General features: G+C 68.8%; 12 protein-coding genes. 2 read left to right on the plus strand and 10 right to left on the minus strand.

Translation table 11 applies throughout. The features are described from left to right. The first annotated feature begins 1 nt into the window (after position 1). On the plus strand, positions 2–841 hold the full coding sequence (locus CXY76_RS02620) for a hypothetical protein (protein ID WP_104162712.1): 840 nt from the start codon (positions 2–4) through the stop codon (positions 839–841). Further along, positions 838–2,187: an O-antigen ligase gene (locus tag CXY76_RS02625; RefSeq protein WP_104162713.1), complete on the plus strand. Its 1,350-nt coding sequence runs from the start codon at positions 838–840 to the stop codon at positions 2,185–2,187. The genes CXY76_RS02620 and CXY76_RS02625 overlap by 4 nt, the downstream gene beginning before the upstream one ends. Here CXY76_RS02625 and CXY76_RS02630 read toward each other — a convergent pair. The 10 genes from CXY76_RS02630 to CXY76_RS02675 form a co-directional block, all read right to left on the minus strand. Further along, positions 2,166–4,013, minus strand: coding sequence for a DUF4082 domain-containing protein (locus CXY76_RS02630; protein WP_104162714.1), 1,848 nt, complete (start codon positions 4,011–4,013; stop codon positions 2,166–2,168). The two genes, CXY76_RS02625 and CXY76_RS02630, sit on opposite strands and share 22 nt — an antisense overlap. Next, positions 4,010–5,479, minus strand: coding sequence for an oligosaccharide flippase family protein (locus CXY76_RS02635; RefSeq protein WP_104162715.1), 1,470 nt, complete (start codon positions 5,477–5,479; stop codon positions 4,010–4,012). Before CXY76_RS02635 ends, CXY76_RS02630 begins: the two co-directional genes overlap by 4 nt. Next, positions 5,469–6,767, minus strand: coding sequence for a glycosyl transferase group 1 (locus CXY76_RS02640; protein WP_104162716.1), 1,299 nt, complete (start codon positions 6,765–6,767; stop codon positions 5,469–5,471). Before CXY76_RS02640 ends, CXY76_RS02635 begins: the two co-directional genes overlap by 11 nt. Then, positions 6,764–7,801, minus strand: coding sequence for a glycosyltransferase (locus tag CXY76_RS02645; protein WP_158253822.1), 1,038 nt, complete (start codon positions 7,799–7,801; stop codon positions 6,764–6,766). The genes CXY76_RS02640 and CXY76_RS02645 overlap by 4 nt, the downstream gene beginning before the upstream one ends. Before the next feature lie 38 nt (positions 7,802–7,839). After that, the gene (locus tag CXY76_RS02650) at positions 7,840–8,943 is read right to left on the minus strand and encodes a DegT/DnrJ/EryC1/StrS aminotransferase family protein (protein WP_104162718.1); all 1,104 of its coding nucleotides are present in this window, start codon (positions 8,941–8,943) and stop codon (positions 7,840–7,842) included. Then, entirely contained in the window at positions 8,940–9,569 is a 630-nt protein-coding gene (locus CXY76_RS02655) for a NeuD/PglB/VioB family sugar acetyltransferase (RefSeq protein WP_104162719.1), read from the minus strand. Before CXY76_RS02655 ends, CXY76_RS02650 begins: the two co-directional genes overlap by 4 nt. Further along, on the minus strand, positions 9,566–10,717 hold the full coding sequence (locus CXY76_RS02660) for a DegT/DnrJ/EryC1/StrS aminotransferase family protein (protein ID WP_104162720.1): 1,152 nt from the start codon (positions 10,715–10,717) through the stop codon (positions 9,566–9,568). Before CXY76_RS02660 ends, CXY76_RS02655 begins: the two co-directional genes overlap by 4 nt. Next, the gene (locus tag CXY76_RS02665) at positions 10,714–11,709 is read right to left on the minus strand and encodes an NAD-dependent epimerase/dehydratase family protein (RefSeq protein WP_104162721.1); all 996 of its coding nucleotides are present in this window, start codon (positions 11,707–11,709) and stop codon (positions 10,714–10,716) included. Before CXY76_RS02665 ends, CXY76_RS02660 begins: the two co-directional genes overlap by 4 nt. Further along, positions 11,706–12,788, minus strand: coding sequence for a Gfo/Idh/MocA family protein (locus CXY76_RS02670; protein WP_104162722.1), 1,083 nt, complete (start codon positions 12,786–12,788; stop codon positions 11,706–11,708). The genes CXY76_RS02665 and CXY76_RS02670 overlap by 4 nt, the downstream gene beginning before the upstream one ends. A gap of 95 nt (positions 12,789–12,883) precedes the next feature. Beyond that, on the minus strand, positions 12,884–18,250 hold the full coding sequence (locus CXY76_RS02675; protein WP_146073343.1) for a DUF4082 domain-containing protein: 5,367 nt from the start codon (positions 18,248–18,250) through the stop codon (positions 12,884–12,886). Positions 18,251–18,446: the final 196 nt, after the last annotated feature.

Consider the following 18,446-nt stretch of genomic DNA (forward strand, 5'->3'; position numbering starts at 1 on the left):
CATGACATTGACGAATTTTCTGCGGGGCCTCGGGCGACGCTGGTACGTGGTTCTGATCGGGCTGATAATCACCGGTTTTGCGTGCGCGTTCGTCTCCTCCACGGTGCTCCCCACTTACCAACGCGCGGCGAGCCTGCTCCTCATGCCGGCATCCTCGAGCGTTCCCGACGGAGGAAACCCGTACCTCTACCTGGGCGGCCTCGGCCAGGCCAGCGAGGTACTCGTGAACACGATGGCGTCACAGACCGTCCGCGAGCCGCTCCTGGACGGCCATGCGACGGCCGACGTCTCTGTGGCGCAAAACGTCACCAGCGGCGGCCCGCTGCTGACCGTCACCGTGACCGGCGCGAGCGACGTAGAGGTCGCCGAGGTCCTCGACCGCGCACTCTCGGCAGTGGAGTCCACCCTGAGCACACTGCAGACCAAAGCCGGCGTGCCCGGTGAGGACCGGATCACCGCGTTGTCGCTCACCACCGACGACACCAGCACGGTGATCCAGCAGAGCCGGCTGCAGGCTGTCGCCGTGACCGCCGCTGCCGGAGTCGCCCTCACCCTCCTTCTGACCGGTTTCATCGACGGTCTGCTCCTGTCCCGCGCCAGGAGGCGCCGGCTGCGGGCGAGCGAACGGGAGTCCGACCCGGATGCGGGCGATGAACTGGACGCGCCCGTCGAGCCCCCCGAAGTCAGGTCCTCCGCCGGACTGAAGCGGCGCCCGGCGTTCGCGGGCCACCGGGACGCCGGCGCAGGCGTTACCGCCGACGATCTGCGGGATCTCGACGGTTTCGACGCGAGAGTGACCTCCCCGAAGCTGGAGGCACGCGCCACCGAGCACGTCGAATGAGCAAGCCGGCGCCCGCGGCACCCCGCATCGTCCCCGTCGACCACATCGGTCCGCGCCGCGGTATCGACGGGCTGACGGTTCTCACGGTGTACCTGGTGCTGCTGTGCGCCGTCCCGTCCGGGCTGACGATCACGGCCATGGGGTCGGCCGGCCGGCCGGCGACGGTCTGGGCCCTCGCCGCTTCGCTCTGGTGGTGCTGGCATCAGGTGCAACGCCAGGCCCCGTTGGCGCCCGGGCGACGAATCGTGCCCCTGGCCCTCTTCGCCCTCCTCACCGTGGCGGGGTTCAGCTACGCCGTCGCGATGCTCCGTGGCCTGCCCACCGACGAGGTCAGTCCAGCCGACACCGGGATTCTCCGGCTGGTGGCGTGGGCCGGGATCCTGCTCGTCGCCCACGACGGCCTGTCGAATGCCGGCGAACTGCGGGTCCTGCTGCGTCGGGTCGCCTGGGTTGGCGGCGCGTTGGCGACGTTGGGCATTTTCCAGTTCCTGACCGGCGAACTGCTCCTGGATCTCTGGCGAATGGTGCCGTTCACCACCTGGGACGCGCCCAACGCCGCGGGCCTGGACCAACGAGCCGGCTTCATCCGGGCTTCCGGAACCGCAATCCATCCGCTCGAGTACGGGGTGATGTTAAGCGTGGCCTTCCCCCTCGCCGTCGTGCTCGCAACCGAAAACCGCTCGGCGCACCGCCTGCTCCCGTGGCTGCCGTTCGCCGCCATCGCCGTCGCATCCCTGACCTCCCTCTCCCGATCCACCCTGATCGGCCTCGCCATCGGCCTGATCGTGATGCTCCCGACCCTCACCAGACGCGCCCGGGTCCTGATGCTCAGTCTCGGCGGCGTCATGGCCGTCGCTCTGGCCGTTGTGGTTCCCGGAATGCTCGGAACCATCCGTGGCCTGTTCACGGGCCTCGCGACTGACCCGAGCGCGTCGTCACGAACGAGCAGCTACGACGCCGCCATCGAATTCGTGAGCCGGTTCCCCCTGGTCGGCAAGGGATTCGGCACCTTCATCGCCCGGTACCACATCTTCGACAACCAGTACCTTCTCCTGGCGATCGAACTCGGGATCCTGGGCTTCATCGCATTCCTGCTCCTGATCGCGGCCGGCATCGTCAGCGCGGCGAAGGCACGGAAAACGGCGGTCGAGAGGGAGGACCGGCAGTTCGCCCAGGCCCTGATCGCGGCGCTTGTCGCCGCCAGCCTCATGATGTCCTTTTTCGACGGCCTGTCCTTTGCGATGTCCGGCGGGATGCTCTTCCTTCTCCTCGGTCTGGCCGGCGGGGCGCGGCACCTGCTCGCCCCGCCCGGCCCCGTGCCGGCTCAGTCGATGGCGATCCGGTAGACGTGGTAGCTGTACTCCTCGTCGAATGAGTCCGTGAACCGGCCCGACCCATCGACGTCCAGGGTCCGGTCCTCCTCGAGAACCTCGACGTCCCGTCCCGCGACGCTCTCCGGCAGTTGGAACGTTCGGCTCCCCGGCGTCGATGAGCCGTCGACCATGGCGAAGATGTACGCGAAGTCGCCGGATGATTTCAGCATGGTGTCGAGACCGGCACCGAAGGAGTAGTCGTAGGACTGCGTGTTGATCACCCGGGCGAGCGAGTGAACCGTCGCGTTGACCTCCTTCACCGCCGCAACCTGCTCGGCACCGCAGAAGCCCTCGTTCTGGGAGTCACGAAAGACGTTCGAGCTGCGGCACGGCCCGCTGAAACTCTGGTTGAAGTACGCGATTCCCCGGGCTTCGTTGATGATGGAGTTCATCACCGCGCCCTTGAGCTGACCGGCGGCGATGTACGCGGACGGCGCCCCGTCGCCGGGCCCGCCGTTCAGGTTCTCCACCCACTGCCAGAGCGGCTGGAGCGTCCCGTCGGCCGCGTCGCGCAGCCGGAGCGAGTCCATCACCTTGCCGTAGCTGGACGATGTGCGGCAGTTGGCCTGGTCAATCGGCACCAGGTACACGTCCCGGTACGGGGTCCAGTCGCAATACGGCACCGTGTACCAGTACATATCCACCGAAACCGCATCGGTGTAGCCGTTGACGTACTGTTCGGCCGCCGCCTTGTCCATGTCGGTCTCGACGACCATTTTTGTGAAGTTGGCGTAGCGAAACCAGCCGTTGCCTGCGGCGTCGTCCGAGAAACCCTGCAGGCGGGCCTGACCCTCCGGCACCGTGAACCGCCCGTCGACCTCGTCGTCAAGCAGGTAGCCGACCCAGTTGGGGCTGTCGGGGATGAAGGTGTCGTTCAACGCGGTGCCCACCCAGAAGACGTCGTTCTCCTCGAAGAGGCTGTACGGGGTTTCCGGCCACATCTCGCTGTAGGTGTTGATCCCCAGTGACTTGTCATAGGCGACCTCCGCGTCGGACGCGACGTTGCCCCACCACGACAGCATCGGAAAGAAGTCCGGGTCATCCCAGCCGGCGGCATCCGCCTTGCTGAACTGTTTCCAATAGGCCGGTCCGCCCTCCCAGGGGATCATCGGCAGGTTGAGTGCGCCGGCGGGCTCGGCGGTCACCACCTGGTCGGCGCGGAAGAGCACGTCGACGTAGTAGTTGGTCTGGTCATGGGTCTGGGTGGGAAAGCCCCCGGAGCCGTATTCGAACAGGCCCCCGTCGACCGGGACTCTCAGGTGTGCGCTGACCGTCTCTTCGGTGAAGGCGCCGGGATCCGAAGCATAGTGCCCCTCCGGCGCCAGATACGAGGCCACGTAGGTGGTGCCGGGGCTGATGGTGACGGGGTCGGCGAAGGATGCCGTCTGCCAGCCGGAGGCGCTTTCCGCCTCGAACGTCACGGAGGCCAGGCGCTCCCCCTCGACGGTCCAGAGGGAACCGCTGTGAGTGCCCGTGTTGAGGGTGCTCTTGAAGAACCGGATGCCGGTGACCGATCCTCCGACCGCGCTGGTGAAACGCACACCCAGTTCGACCGACCTGGCATCCTCGCTGTCCGCCGTCGCCGGTTCCTGGCTGCCGAAGATCGTCGACTCGGGTTCGGACACAGGCCCGGCAGCACCGGCAGCACCGGCACCGGTGCCTTCCGCATCTCCCTCGCCGGCGGCGGTCACCGTGACCAGGAAGAGCGCGATGGCGACGCCGATGAGACCGATGACCGCAACCACGACCAGGCCCCGCTGCCGCCGGCTGGTGCGCCGGGGGGTGGATTCAACCGTCATGGGGTCTCCTTGGTCGGGCTGACGGTTTCCTCCAGGTTGGCGAGGGCGCGCGCACGGCTGAGCCACCACCTCGACATCGGCAGCACGTAGAACAGCAATCCGACGGCCGCGGCGGCCAGCAGGGCCGGCACCGCTGCGGGGATGAGGGTGGGCAGCAGCCAGAGCATCCCGATCAGCGGGATGGCGGCGACGGTCGGTACGGCCCAGGCGGCGATGAAACGCAGCGGCGGCACGTGGGCGCCCTTCAGGCAGAGCAGATACGCCGGCAGCACCACGGCGCCCGCCACGGTGACGTGCGCCCAGCCGGCACCGGCCATTCCGGCCTGCGCGATGCCGATGATCATGGCGGGGACCAGGGTCACGACCCAGATCACCTGGACGATCAGGACCCGCCGGGTCATCCCGCAGGCGATCAGGTAGGTGGCCATGAGGTCGAACATCACCCGGAAAGCCCCGAAGGCGGCGAGCGGTACCACCGCGGCGGCGGCGGCACTCCACCGTTCCCCGTACAGGGTGACGACGAGTTGGGGGGCCAGGAAGATCAGCCCGATTGCCATCACTGCGCTGACCGCCCAGATCGGTCCGCTGAGCGCTGTCATCGCACGTCCCCGGCGGGCGGGATCCGCTATCCGCGAGAACGCCGGCAGAGCGATCACCCGCACCGACTGTCCTGCGACGGACATCGGCCAGGACGCCACGCTGAACGCGAGAACGTACAGGCCCAGCTCGGCGACACCGGTCATCCGCGCGACAACGAGGTTGTCGATGGTGATGATCGACCACGAGACCACATTGGCCAGCGCCAGCGGCAGGCCGAAGGAGACCGTCTCGCGTGCGATGGTGCGGTCCCAGCCGAAGACCGGCCACCGGCGTACCGCCAGGTACTGCATGAGCACCGTGGCCACCTGCCCGGCGATACGCCCGAACGCCAGCGACGCCGCGCCCGCACCCAGGAGGGCGAGCACCACCATGACTCCGGTGGAGATGACAAGCGCCGATCCGTCAACCGCGAACACGGTGCCTTGGCGGAAGTTGCGCTGCAGGAGGGCGGCGGGTACCACTGAGAGGCCGACCAGGAGCAGGGGAACTGACATGAGCTGCACAACGTTCGTCGCCTCTGGGCTCCCGAACGCGGCAGCAATGGCCGGAGAACCCAGGAACATCGCGGCAGCGAGCAGGGCACTCAGGACCGCTCCCATGGTGGCGACCGTGGGAACGTGACGTTCGAAGTCGGCCCGGCGCACCAAGTCGGCACCCAGACCGAATTCCGCCAGGGCGCTCAGGATCGACCACACCGTCAGCGCCACGGCGAACACGCCGAACGCCTCGGGGGCGATCACGCGGGCCATGATGATGCCGACCACGAGGTTGCTCACCCTGAGCACCATGTTGCTGGCGGTGCTCCACACCAGACCTCGCCGGATCACCCCCGGCTGCGTCGACGCCGTCGGGCTGTCAACGACCATACTGCTCGCTCCTCACCGCGAGCGGAGGCTCCCGCTGGGCATCTTCCGGCACCGGGTCGCCGAGAGGACCGGTGTAGATCTCGGCCAGGATGAGCGCTGCGACGTTTTGCGCGGTTGCGTCCCAGCCGGCTCTGGCGCCGGCCGCGGCACGTTTCGCACGTTCGCGCTGACCCGGCGCGCTGACCGTCGCGGCGAGCGCCTCGGCGATCCCGCTGGGAGTCGGGAGCGCCCACACGGCTTCGGAATGCGCCAGGTCCGCGCGAGCTGTCGCGGCATCGTTGATGATCGGGATGGTTCCTGCGGCCAGCATTTCCTCGGCAACCAGCGAAATGTTGGTGAAGGACATCGCGATTCCCGCCACGGTCTGGTTGTACAACCGGTTGAGCTCCGCCGGCGTCAGGCGCCCGTGCCGGATGACGGGGATGGTCCAGTGCGACCCGGCACCACCGTAGAGGTGGATGGGCTGGTCAGGATGGGTGCGGTGGAATTCTTCCAGGGCGAGCCGGCCCAGGACGAACCCGCGGCGGTCGTTTCCGGGTTTCTCGTAAAAGACGACTCCGGCCCGGTCACCGGCGTTGGTCAGCGAATACACCGAGGTATCGCAGCCGAATTCGACAACGTCGGGTTCGACGCCGACCTCGGAGCGCAACAGCTCCGCGACCATGTGGCCCAGGGCGAGCGGCCGGAAACCGAAGCGGTAGCTGTCTTCGGCCAGCGCGTACAGGGAACCGCGCGGGTAGAAGTACGGCTCATAGTCCTGGATGAAGTACAACCGGCGCATCGCTGCGCCGCCGCTGTGGCTGGCCAGCGCGTGCGCGGTCTGCCAGCCGCTGGCTACACATGCATCAACGCCGCGGATCCCGGCCGACGCGTTCTGCACCGTCGCGCGAAGCTCCGGCCAGTGCTCACGGATGGTGCGCTCCTGCCGGCGGATGTCCCCGCCGTGCCTGTCATAGAGGAAGAGCACGCACTCGTGGCCCTGGCGTTCCACCTCGATGATCATCCGGATGAGAGTGGTGTGCCCGCCGCTGCCCGCCGCCGGCGGTGTGCACACCCAGCCCACTCTGGCGGGCCGGTCCGTCGGGGGTGTTGCGTCGGGCACCGGCAGCTGCAGGCGCCGCGAATCCATGACGTCGCCGGGCAGGAGCGGGAACTCGAGTTGCCCGACATCCATCGCCCTGTAGAGGCGGTTGACGCCGCGCTGGCCCAGCTCACGAATGCCCTGCCGCCGGGCTCTCGCCACGAGGGCAGCCAGGTCTTCGACCCGATGTGTGCGCCGCCCGGTCATGACACACCCGTCAGTGCCCAGATACGCCAGCGCACCCTGTCTGCGAACACGCGCACGGTCTCGAGCGCCTTCTGGGTGCCGTTCGGTGCGGTTCCCTGCCACGCGCGGTGAAGCCGTCTGTCGAGCCGACGCAGCCGCCAGCCGCCCCGATGCCCCGGCCGTACGTCGAGGGCCGCGGCGCGAAGCTCGGTTGCCGTGACCAGGCTGCCCCCGGCGTCCAGCTCACGCATGCTCAGCAGAACCGCTTCGCGGGCAAGGGCGGTGCGTGCCCGGCGAACCAGCCGCGCCCCGTTGCCGGCGGTTGACGCGTAGTCGGCGCCGACGAGATAGTCGAAGGCCAGGGCGCGGTGCCGGATGTCCGCGGCCATCGACGGAAGCGCGACGGCGTGCATATTGGCTTCGTGCTGGCGGTAGTACGCCTGCACCCGCCCGTTGACGCGTCCGACATCCCAGCGAGCCGCGGTGCGCAACCAGTATTCGAGGTCGCCCGATTTGGGGAGGTCCCGGTTGTATCCGCCGATCTGGCGTACGACGGCCGTGCGCATCACGACCTCCGGCGACAGGATGAAGCACCGGCCGCGCAGACAGGCCAGGGCCAGCCATTCGTCGCCCGTCCAGCGCGTCCACGTGTGGGGCGCGAGGCCCGCCCGCCGGGTCGTCGGCGGTTCACCGCTGAACTCCACCGGACGCCCGTAGACCATGCCGACCCGGGGATGCGCCGTCATGAGCGCTGTCGCGCGGCCGAGCGCACCCTCGGCGACGAGGTCGTCCGCTGACAGCAGGGTCACGTAGTCCGTTTCCACGGCATCGAGTCCGTCGTTGTAGGTTCTGATGTGCCCCTGGTTCACGGCGTGGGCGATCACGGTGATCCGCGCGTCGGCTCCGGCCAGTCGCCGGGCGACCGCGAGGGAATCGTCGGTGGAGGCGTCGTCGACGATGATCACGCGCGCACGCACGTCGGCTTGGCCGAGCACGCTCCACACGGCGTGCTCGAGGTAGTGGCCGTAGTTGAAGCACGGGATGACCGCGGTCACCTCCGCCACGGTCCGGGGCGGCCCCGCCGCTGAGATCCTCATCGCACGGCCTCCGCCAGGGCTGAGGCGACGGTCTCCTGCTGGTCGGGGCTCAGGTGCGGGAACATCGGCAGCGACAGGATCTGGGCGGCCGCCTGTTCGGCGACCGGGAACGACCCCGCCGGGATGCCCAGCGAGGCGTACGCCTCGGTGAGGTGCAGGGGCGTCGGATAGTGGATCGCCGCGCCGACCCCGGCTGCCGACAGCCGGGCGAGTACCCGTTCCCGTTCGGCGACCCGCACAACGTACAGGTGCCAGATGTCGGTGTTGCCGGGCGCCGTGACGGGTATCCGCACGCCGGGGATCGCGCCCAGCAGGTCGGCGTACACGTCCGCGGCGTCCGCGCGCCGGGTGTTCCACCCGGCCAGCTTCCGGAGCTTGGCCCGCAGCACGATCGCCTGGATGGCATCCAACCTGGAGTTGAAGCCGACCCGCTCGTGCACGTACCGGTGCTCGCTGCCGTGAGCCGCGAGCACTCGAACCGTTCGGGCGATGCCGGCATCGTCGGTGGTCACGGCGCCCGCGTCACCGGCCGCGCCCAGGTTCTTGCCCGGATAGAAACTCGTCGACGCCACGGTGCCGAGCGAACCGGCCATTCCCTCCGCGCAGGAAGCACCCTGCGCTTGGGCGCTGTCTTCGACGAGCGGGATGCCCGTCGACGCCGTGATGTCACGCAGCGCCTTCATCGGTGCGACCTGACCGAACAGGTGAACGGGGATGATCGCCTGGGTGCGACCGGTGATGGCGGCCGACACCGCGTCAGGGTCGATCAGGAGGTGCACGGGATCGACGTCCACGAAGACGGGAACGGCGCCCAGCCTGGACACCGCCTCGGCCGTGGCGATGAAGGTGTTGACCGGCAGGATCACTTCGCCACCCGGTTCCACGCCCACCGCCCGGAGCGCCAGCTCGAGGGCGTCTGTGCCGTTGCCGACGCCCACGCAGTATCGCGACCCGAGGTGCTGCGCGTACTCCTCCTCGAACGCCGCGACGGCCGGGCCGCCGATGAACGTTGCGTCGGCCAGGGTTCGACCCAGCTCGAGGGTGACCTCATCGAGGATTTCGGCCTGCTGCGCCTTCAGGTCGACGAAAGGGACGTTCATGCCCGCACCAGCCTTGCCCCGGCCGGAACGCCCGCCCAGGTTTGTCCGGCGGGGACGTCCTCCAGCACGACGGCTCCCATCCCGACGGTGGCGCGGGCCCCGACGGTCACCTGCTGCCGGACTGACGCGTTCATGCCCAGGTAGGCGCCCTCCCCCACGGTGACCGCGCCGCCGAGGGAGACCCCCGCGGCGATTGTCACGAAGTCGTGCAGAGTGTCGTCGTGGGTGAGAGTGACGTTGGGCATCACGACGCAGTGCCGGCCGATCCGCACCGCCGTGGTCAGCACGACCCCGGCCAGCAGGATGCTGCCGGCCCGCACGGTGCTGCCCGGCGGGATGCGCACCGACCCGTCGACGAAGGTCGCGAAACGCTCGTCTCCGACTCCGCGGGCGGCAAGCCGGTCGGCGATGGCCTGGCGACCGGTGCCGGCGCCGACGCAGAGCAGCAGGGGAATCGACCCGTGCACGGCGTCCATCACCGTGCCGCACACGTCGATCCCGTCGATCCGGCTGCCCTGCAGCTCGGGGTTGTCGTCGAGGATCCCGACCACCCGGATCCTGCCGTCGGCCGCGGCCACGACTTCGCGGGCGAGGCCACTCGCCCCGAGGAGGAGAACGTCGTTCATGCTGCGCCCTCCGTCTGCAGTTCGGCCGCGGACAACAGTGCCGCGATCACCCGGTCCTGGTCGGACTCGGCCAGGTCGTGGTACAGCGGCAGGATCAAGGTGTGATCGGTGAGGTGGTCCGTGACGGGCAGCGGCGGGTTCGCGTCCTTCCGGTAGGCCGGTTGCCTGTGCGCGGCCATGATGCCGCGGCGGGCGGAGATGTCGGCCCGGGCCAACGCTTTCATGGCGCCGTCCCGGTCCGTGCCGAACTCCGGGCCGACCTCGACCCAGTAGGACTGGAAGTTACTGGTTCCCCACTCCGGATCGGTGACCGGCCGCAAGCCGGGAACCTCGGACAGCGCTCGGGTGTACCGCAGTGCGAGGGCCCTGCGCCGCTCGATGATCGAGGCCAGGCGACCGAGTTGGACGATTCCGATCGCGGCCTGAAGATCGGTCATCCGGTAGTTGAACCCGATCTCGCCGTAGACCTCGGGTGGCGCGAGAACACTGGCCTGCCGGTCGTTCGCCGAGACGCTCATCGAATGCTCCCGCAGGCGGCGGGCTCGCGCGGCCCAGTCCGCACGGGACGTCGTCAGCATCCCGCCTTCACCGGTGGTCAGCAGCTTTCGTGGATGGAATGACCAGGCCGCGATGTCGGCTCCGGCTCCGACGGGTCGCCCCCGGTAGGTGGAGCCGGCGCCGCACGCGGCGTCCTCGATGACCGGGATGTGCAGGGGGTCGCACAACGACCTGATCGAGTCGAGGTCGACGGGAACCCCACCCTGGTCCACCACGATCACCGCCCGCGTCCGTGAGGTTATCGCTGCGGCGACAGTGGCGGCGGTCAGGTTGCCGGTCGTCCGGTCGACGTCGGCGAACACCGGCCTGGCCCCGACATAGGTGGGGGCGTTCGCCGTGGCAATGAAGGAGAACGAGGGCACGATGACCTCATCACCCCTCTCCACGCCGACGACGACGAGTGCCAGGTGCAACGCCGTCGTGCAGTTGGACGTTGCGACGGCGTGGCCGGCCTGCATGGCTTCGGCGAACACGGCCTCGAAGCGTGCCACCCTGGGCCCCTGAGCGACCCACCCGGACTCGATGACCTCGGTCAGGGCCTGCACCTCGGCGGCACCGAGCCACGGCTTCATCACGTTGATCCTGGTCATGAGGTCACCAACGATCTGCCGGCGGCGATTTCGGCGCGCAGTGGCGCCCACCAGGCGACCAGCTCGCGCAGGCCCTGGGTCAACCCGGTCTCCGCCGTGAAACCGAGATCGGCCCTGGCGGCAGCCACGTCGGCCAGCCGCCGCGCGACCCCGTTGACGGCCCGGTCCGGTCCGTGCGTCACGGGAAGATCCGATCCCATCGCCTGCAGCAGGGCCTCGGCCAGCCCCAGCAGGCTCGTCTCCGTGCCGCTGGCGATGTTGTACACGCCCTCCCGCACGGTGCTGACCGCCGCGAGAAGGTTTGCCCTGGCGATGTCGCCGGTGAACACGAAGTCCATGGTCTGCAGGCCGTCACCGAAAATCAGCGGTGGTTCGCCGTCGGCGATGCGCTCCATCCACCGTACGAGCACTTCGGTGTACAGGCCGTGCACGTCCATCCGGGGACCGTAGACGTTGAAGTACCGCAGCGCCACGTAGTCGAGGCCGGACATGGCCCGGAAGCTGCGCAGCATGCCCTCGTTGAACGACTTGGCGGCGCCGTAGAAGGTGTCGTTGTTGTGGTGGTGATGACGCTCAGACGTCGGGAACTGTTCGGCGAGGCCGTAGACGGAGGCGCTGGACGCGGCGATCACCTTGTCGACGCCCCGGTCGGCGGCTGCTTCGAGCACGTTGAAGGTGCCGTCGACCAGAACCTCGAGGGCCAGGCGCGGTTCTTCGGCGCACTGGGTGATCCGGATGGCGGCCTGGTGGAAGACCAGGTCCTTGCCGGCGACCACGTCGTGGACCAGGTCACGGTCGCGCAGATCGCCCTCGACCAGTGTCACCCGGCCGGTCGCCAGAGCACCGGCGAGGTTGTCACGGCGGCCCCTGACCAGGTTGTCCAGCACATCGACGTGCGCCACCCCGGCGTCCAGGAGCTGGTCGACGATCGCCGATCCGATGGTGCCCGCACCTCCGGTGACGAGGACGGTGGCCCCGCTCAGCTCGGTCATGACACCTCTCCGATCAGACGCATGTCATCGACCGCGATGGCGCGGATGTCCGCAACCGGCGCGAGCTCGGCAGCGGCCAGGCTCCTGGTCGCCGCTTCCAGCACGGCCAGCACCCGCAGACCGGACTCTCCATCGGTTCTGGAGTGCCGCTTCTCGCGGATGCTGCGGGCGAACTCCGTGGCCATCGCACCGAGCGCCTCATGTTCGGGGAGCGCGGGCGACCAGGTATCGCCCAGCCGGTAGGAGATCGTCGACGCACGGCGTTCGTCTCCGTCGGGCGTCTGCAGGGACAGGTCGACACCGCGGTCGTAGATGCTGACCCTCTGCTGCGGATTCAGGTCATCCCAGACCAGGGTCCGTTTCGTGCCGCCGATGATCATCTGGCGGATCTTGGTGGGGCTGAGCCAGTTCACGTGCACGTGGGCCATCGCCCCGTTGGCCAGCGGCAGCGCGAGGTAGCCCACGCAGGCCTTGCCCGCTCCGAGCGGATCGGCACCGTGGGCCGATACCGAGAGCGGTCGCAGTCCTCCGGGCAGGACGAAGTCGATGATGGACAGGTCGTGCGGGGCAAGGTCCCAGAAGACGTCCACATCCGGCTGGATCAGGCCGAGGTTGACGCGCACGGAGTCGATGAAGAGGATATCGCCGAGCGCTCCCTCCGCGACCAATTCGCGGATCTTCAGGACTGCGGGTGTGTAGCAGTAGGTGTGGTCGGTCATGAGGACGAGGCCGGCGGCGGCGGCGGCTCGAACCATGTCCCTGCCCTTGACCCCGGTGTCGGCGAGCGGCTTCTCGACCATGACGTGTTTGCCGGCGCTGAGGGCGGCCTTGGCGATGCCGTGGTGGGTGGCCGCCGGGGTGGCGATGGCCACGGCGTCGATGTCGTCGGCGGCCAGCAGCTCGCTCAGCGATGTGACCACGCGGGCCCCGCCGACCAGGTCGGCGACGTGCTGGGCCCGCTCCCTGTCGAGGTCGCAGATGGCGACCAGGTCCCAATCCGGGCTGGCGCGGAAGTTGCGAGCCAGGTTCGGCCCCCAGTATCCGGCGCCGATGACGGCGATTCGAAGCTGTGTGTTCACTGATGCCCCCAGGGTGTTGTGGGTGTACAGGACCGCTCGGGTAACGGTCCTGGTGTTCGGGGTCTTCGCCTCGGGTAGTCGGCGAAGCCCGAGTCTCAGCCGGATGGTGTGAAGACCACATCCACGAAGTAGCTGGCTGCCTGCCAGGTGTTGGTCGGGAATCCGCCGGCGGTGGCGTACAGGTAGCGGCCGTTCGTGGCCGTGCCCGCGGTCAGTGGACCGACGGTGCGTGGCGTGGAGAAGAAGTCGGCGGTCTTGGAGTACCGGCCCGCGGGTGCGAAGTAGGACACGACGTAGGTCTGGCCCACCGTCAGGGCGACGGGCGTCGCCAGCTGCGCCGTCTGCCAGCCTGATGCGGTCTCGCCGGTGAAGGTCACCGTCGCCAGCCGTTGGCCGGTGGACGACCACAGCGACCCCGTGTGGGTGCCGGTGTTCGTCGCGCCCTTGAAGAACCGGATCGCCGTCACGGAACCTGCCGCGGAGGTGCTGAACGACATGCCCAGCTCCACCCTGGAGGTGTCCGAGTCCGACACCACCGACGGTGTCAGGCCATCAAGCAGGCTGACTGTGCCGCCTGTCGGAGGAGCCGCTGCCGTGGTGAACGACCATGCCCCACCGGACACCGCCGCACCGGCCAGGGTCACCGCCGCCGAATACACCGTCGATGCCGCCAGGGCCGCAGCCGGAGTGAACGTCACCACCCGGGTCGTCGCGTTATACGCCGACGTCCCCGCCACCGCACCTGCAGAACTGGACAGAGCCAACGTGGGCGTGCCAGACGCCGGAGCCGCCGACAACGTCGCCGACACCGCACCAGACACCGCAACCCCGGTCGCACCGGTCGCCGGCGACCTCGTCGTCACCGTCACCGCCGCGGGAGCCGCCGCCGTGGTGAACGACCACGCCCCACCGGACACCGCAGCACCGGCCAGAGTCACCGCCGCCGAATACACCGTCGACGCCGCCAAAGCCGCAGCCGGAGTGAACGTCACCACCCGGGTCGTCGCGTTATACGCCGACGTCCCCGCCACCGCACCAGCAGAACTGGACAGAGCCAACGTGGGCGTGCCAGACGCCGGAGCCGCCGACAACGTCGCCGACACCGCACCAGACACCGCAACCCCGGTCGCACCGGTCGCCGGTGACCTCGTCGTCACCGTCACCGCGGCGGGAGCCGCCGCCGTGGTGAAGGACCACGCCCCACCGGACACCGCAGCACCGGCCAGAGTCACCGCCGCCGAATACACCGTCGATGCCGCCAGGGCCGCAGCCGGAGTGAACGTCACCACCCGGGTCGTCGCGTTATACGCCGACGTCCCCGCCACCGCACCAGCAGCACTGGACAGCGCCAGAGTGGGCGTGCCAGACGCCGGAGCCGCCGACAACGTCGCCGACACCGCACCAGAGACCGCAACCCCCGTCGCATCCGTGGCCGGCGTCCGGGTCGTCACCGTCACCGCGGCAGGAGGCGTCGTCGTGGATGTCGTGAAGACCACATCGACGAAGTAGTTGGCGCTCTGCCAGGTATTGGTGGGGAATCCTCCGGCGGAGCCATACAGGTATCGGCCGTTGGTCGTCGTGCCCGCTGTCAGCGGACCGACGGTACGGGCCGTGGAGAAGAAGTCGGACGTGGAGGCGTAGCGGCCGATGGGAGCGAAGTAGGACACCACGTAGGTGACGCCGACCGTCAAGGCGACGGGCGTCGCCAGCTGCGCCGTCTGCCAGCCTGAGGCGGTCTCGCCGGTGAAGGTCACCGTCGCCAGCCGTTGGCCGGTGGACGACCACAGCGACCCCGTGTGGGTGCCGGTGTTCGTCGCGCCCTTGAAGAACCGGATCGCGGTCACCGACCCGGATTCGGTGGAGCTGAAGGACATTCCGAGTTCTACCGGGGATGTGTCGTCGGTGGACGCCGCCACGGTCGGGGTGAGGTTGCCGAGCAGGCTGTGCGTGGTGCCCGTTCCGGTTGCCGCGGCCGTCGTGAACGACCACGACCCGCCGGTCAGCGCCGTTCCACCGAGGGAGACGACCGCTGAGTGCACAGTGGCCGCCGCCAGCGCCGACACCGGCGTGAACGTGAGGACCCGGGTGGTGGCGTTGTAGGCGGATGAACCGGCAACCGCACCCGCAGGGCTTGTGAGGGCGAGGGCCGGAGTGCCGGACGCGGGCGCGGCGGACAGGGTTGCGGTCACGGTCGCTGATGCCGCAACGCCGGTCGCGCCGGACGGCGGGGTCGTCGAGGTCACTGTCACCGCGGGGGCACTGCTGCCGGCGAACACCACGTCCACGAGGTAGTCAGTCGTTGTCTGGCTGGACGGGAATCCGGTCGAGTAGCTGAAGACGCCCGCGTTGACGCCGGCGGTGAGTGGCCCGCGCGTGTACGCCGCGGAATATCCGCCCGGCGTGGCAGAGTACTGGCCCACCGTGGTGCGGTATCCGGCGACGTACTCCGTGCCCGCCTGGATAGTCACCGGCTGGGTGAAGACCAGTGTTTGCCAGCCGGATGCGGTCTCGGCGGTGAAGGTGCCTGAAGCTAGCTCGGTTCCGTCTGCCGTCCACAGCGTGCCGGTGTGGCTGCCGGTGTTGGCCGGCCCCTTGTAGAACTTGACGCCGGTGATCCGGCCGGCGGTCTGGGCAGAGAAACGCACGCCGAGGGTGACCGCCTGGTTGTCTGCGACGGTCGCGACGGCGGGCGTGGTGCTGTCGTCGTAGAGGCTGCACGGGCAGTCGCCGGTGGACGCCGGCTGCACCGTGGTGAACGACCAGGTGCCGCCGGAGCTCAGTGTGGCGCCCGCGGCGTCCCTGGCCGCCAGGGTCACGGTGTAGGTGGTCGCGGCAGTGAGCGGGCTGCTCGGGGTGAAGGTGGCGACGCGGGTGGCGGCCACGTAGCTCGAGGTCCCCGCGACGGCGGTGCCCTGCGCGTTGCGCACCGTGAAGGCGACGGACGACGCGACGACATCCGTGGAGATCGTGGCGCTGATCGGAGTGTTCAAGGCGACGCTGGAGGAGCCCGGTCCCGGCGACTGGGCGGTTGCGGTGGGCGCGGTGTTGCCCGAACGGGTGAACACGGCGTCAACGTAGTAGTTACTCTGGCCGTAGATATCGGTGGGGAAATCACCGTTGGTGTTGTACACGCTGGCCGGCTGGGCCCCGAAACCGCCCGCAACGGCGAGGGGCGCACGGGTGATTCCGCGATAGGCCCAGGCATCACCGTCGGCCGCATACCGTCCCCGGGGCGCCCAGTAGGACGCGACGTAGGTCGTTCCCGCTGTGACGGCGACGGGAGTGGCGAAGGTGGCGGTCTGCCACCCAGAGGCCGTCTCGTTCGTGAAGGTCGCTGTGGCCAGGCGGTCTCCGGTGGAGCTCCACAGCGATCCCGTGTGGGTGCCGGTGTTGGCTGCGCTCTTGAAGAAGCGGATGCCGTCGATCGTTCCGTTCTGCGTCGGTGTCACACGGAGGCCCAGCTCGACCGCGCTGGGGTCCTGCGAGTCGGGCGTGGCCGGAGCCTGCACGCCGAAGACAGTGTGCGGCCCGGTGACGGTCAAGGCGAGAGTGGTGGGCGTCGTCGGGTAGTTCGCGCTGTCGTCGATCGCCCGGATGCGGATGCTCTGGGCGGCGACGCCGTGCTGAACGTAGGTGTACGACCAGTTCGAGGTGCCTGTCGCCGCGCTCCAGGTCGTTCCACCGTCGGTGGAGACCTCGACGCCGGCCACGACACCGCCCGAGTCGGTCGCCGTTCCACTGATCGTGGTGCTGGCGCCGTTGGGCACGGAGGTTCCTGCTGCGGGCGACGTGACGGTCACCGAGGGCGCGGTGACATCGGTGCTGGCGGTTGTGGCCACCAGGCCGGCCGTCAGCGTGCTGGGGGTGGCTCCCATATCGGCTAGCAGGTTCACCTGAGCCTGCTGCATCCGCACGTCGGCGGGTGCACCGGGGCCGTCGTGCTCCTGGTCCAGCCCCCACGTCCACTGCACGCTGCCGGCCGAGAACACGAGTGCCCCGCTGGGCGCCTTGTAGAGGGTGACATTGTGCGTCGTGGTGCCTTGCCTGACGGTGTTGCCGAAGTCAGTGAGGTATTCGGGCACCGATCCCTTGGTCGTCGACAGCCTGATCAGACCGGCCGGCCGGAACCCGTTGTCGATGTCTTCATTTGATTCGTAGCCGACGGTATGCGGCGCCAAAGCGGCGGAGGCTCCCGCCGCGAGGCTGGACAAACCGGTGTTCCGCCACAGCCGTGTCTTACCCTCTGCGGCAGAGACCGTGACGGGCAGGTCGGAGAAGTTGGACTGGTATTGCGTACCGGTCAGCCCGTTTTCGGGGAGGCCCCCACCGTTGGCCGATGACGCATACCGGGGGTCACGCCAGGTGCCGGTCCACTCGGCGGAGGGGTCGATCTTCTGTTGGCTCCAGGTCTCCTTGTAGGACACGAGGGTGCGATACGGGGTCGCGCTGCTGTCGGCCGAAGGCTCGTACCGGGTGCGCCAGTACACCTCGTTGCCGGACAGGAACTGCAGGTTCACACCGGAGTCCCGCGCAGCCTCCACGTTTTTGCGCTGGGCGCCAGACCAATACTCGTCGTGGCCGACGGAGAGGAAGACCTTGTGGTTTTTCAGGCTGGCCCCGAAACGATCGGTATCGACGCCGCTGAAGTAGGAGACGTCGTAACCGTTCTTCTCCAGGAACCGGACCGCCGGATACTCATTGCTGAAATAGAAGTCGCGTCCGTTGATTCCTCCGCGGGTCGCGACGGGCCGGTTGTAGCTCACCTTGTACGCACGACCGTTGGCCGCTCCCTGGTAGAAGTCGGACCCGCCGTAAGTGTTGTAGGCCTGCCAGGTGGGGTCGGAGGTCTGGAACAAGACCTGGGAGGTGCCGGCCTGGTTTCTCACGACGAAGGTGATGTGGCTTTGGCCGCCGGTGTCAGAGCGGGTGAGGAGCGCGATGTACACGCCGGAGACCGCGTCGGCGGGAACCGGCCACGATGCCGACAACGCCCAGTTGCCGCAGTCGTAGAACTCGGTCGCCGCCTGGGTGATGCACTGAGGTTGGTTCTGCGGGAGCGCCGCCGCCGGTGTGACGTCGGCGATCTTCCGGGCGCCGTTGCCCTGGTACCAACCGGTGCGGTAGATGGCTATCGTGTACGCCCGGGCGTCGGTGTCGATCTTGAACCCGACGGTGCCGCCGACGTTGGTGCTGATGTCGGTGGAGAATCCCTGGATGCTCGAATCGCCCGCCCCGGTGATGTCCCACGCCGACGGGGCGGCCCCCGGAAGGGCGTTCTCGCACACGATGGGGTTGGGCGCGGTTCCGCATCCCGCCGCGTTGGCCGGCACCGCCCCGAGCGGGATCAACACTCCGCTCACGACGACGACGGCTGTCGCCAGAGCCCTGGCTGCCAGGGAGCCGATCCTCGGGAAGAACGTGGATCGGGCGCGTCCGTCGACGGCGGGCAAACGGTCAGACACGGTGCTCCTCTGCTTGCCTGTGCGAAAGAACGGGGAACGGGGCGCCCAGCGTCGCAGCTGAGTATCGCTCACACCGCACAGAGTGCCACGGGGACCAGGGGCCCGCTTGCCCCCGAAGGGGGGTGTTCGATTCCTCTCGCCGGGGATGCGCACCGGCGTGTTCGGTGCAACGATCTCCCCCGCCTGAGAGCATCGC

The sequence above is a fragment of the Cryobacterium sp. N22 genome, from assembly GCF_002929555.1.
GTDB lineage: Bacteria > Actinomycetota > Actinomycetes > Actinomycetales > Microbacteriaceae > Cryobacterium.

What these genes read in the sequence shown, in the direction of transcription:
- CXY76_RS02620 (WP_104162712.1), top strand. Translation starts at nt 2, where the DNA reads ATGACATTGACGAATTTTCTGCGGGGCCTCGGGCGACGCTGGTACGTG.
- CXY76_RS02665 (WP_104162721.1), bottom strand. Translation starts at nt 11,709, where the DNA reads ATGACCGAGCTGAGCGGGGCCACCGTCCTCGTCACCGGAGGTGCGGGC.
- CXY76_RS02655 (WP_104162719.1), bottom strand. Translation starts at nt 9,569, where the DNA reads ATGAACGACGTTCTCCTCCTCGGGGCGAGTGGCCTCGCCCGCGAAGTC.
- CXY76_RS02640 (WP_104162716.1), bottom strand. Translation starts at nt 6,767, where the DNA reads ATGACCGGGCGGCGCACACATCGGGTCGAAGACCTGGCTGCCCTCGTG.
- CXY76_RS02650 (WP_104162718.1), bottom strand. Translation starts at nt 8,943, where the DNA reads ATGAACGTCCCTTTCGTCGACCTGAAGGCGCAGCAGGCCGAAATCCTC.
- CXY76_RS02630 (WP_104162714.1), bottom strand. Translation starts at nt 4,013, where the DNA reads ATGACGGTTGAATCCACCCCCCGGCGCACCAGCCGGCGGCAGCGGGGC.
- CXY76_RS02635 (WP_104162715.1), bottom strand. Translation starts at nt 5,479, where the DNA reads ATGGTCGTTGACAGCCCGACGGCGTCGACGCAGCCGGGGGTGATCCGG.
- CXY76_RS02625 (WP_104162713.1), top strand. Translation starts at nt 838, where the DNA reads ATGAGCAAGCCGGCGCCCGCGGCACCCCGCATCGTCCCCGTCGACCAC.
- CXY76_RS02660 (WP_104162720.1), bottom strand. Translation starts at nt 10,717, where the DNA reads ATGACCAGGATCAACGTGATGAAGCCGTGGCTCGGTGCCGCCGAGGTG.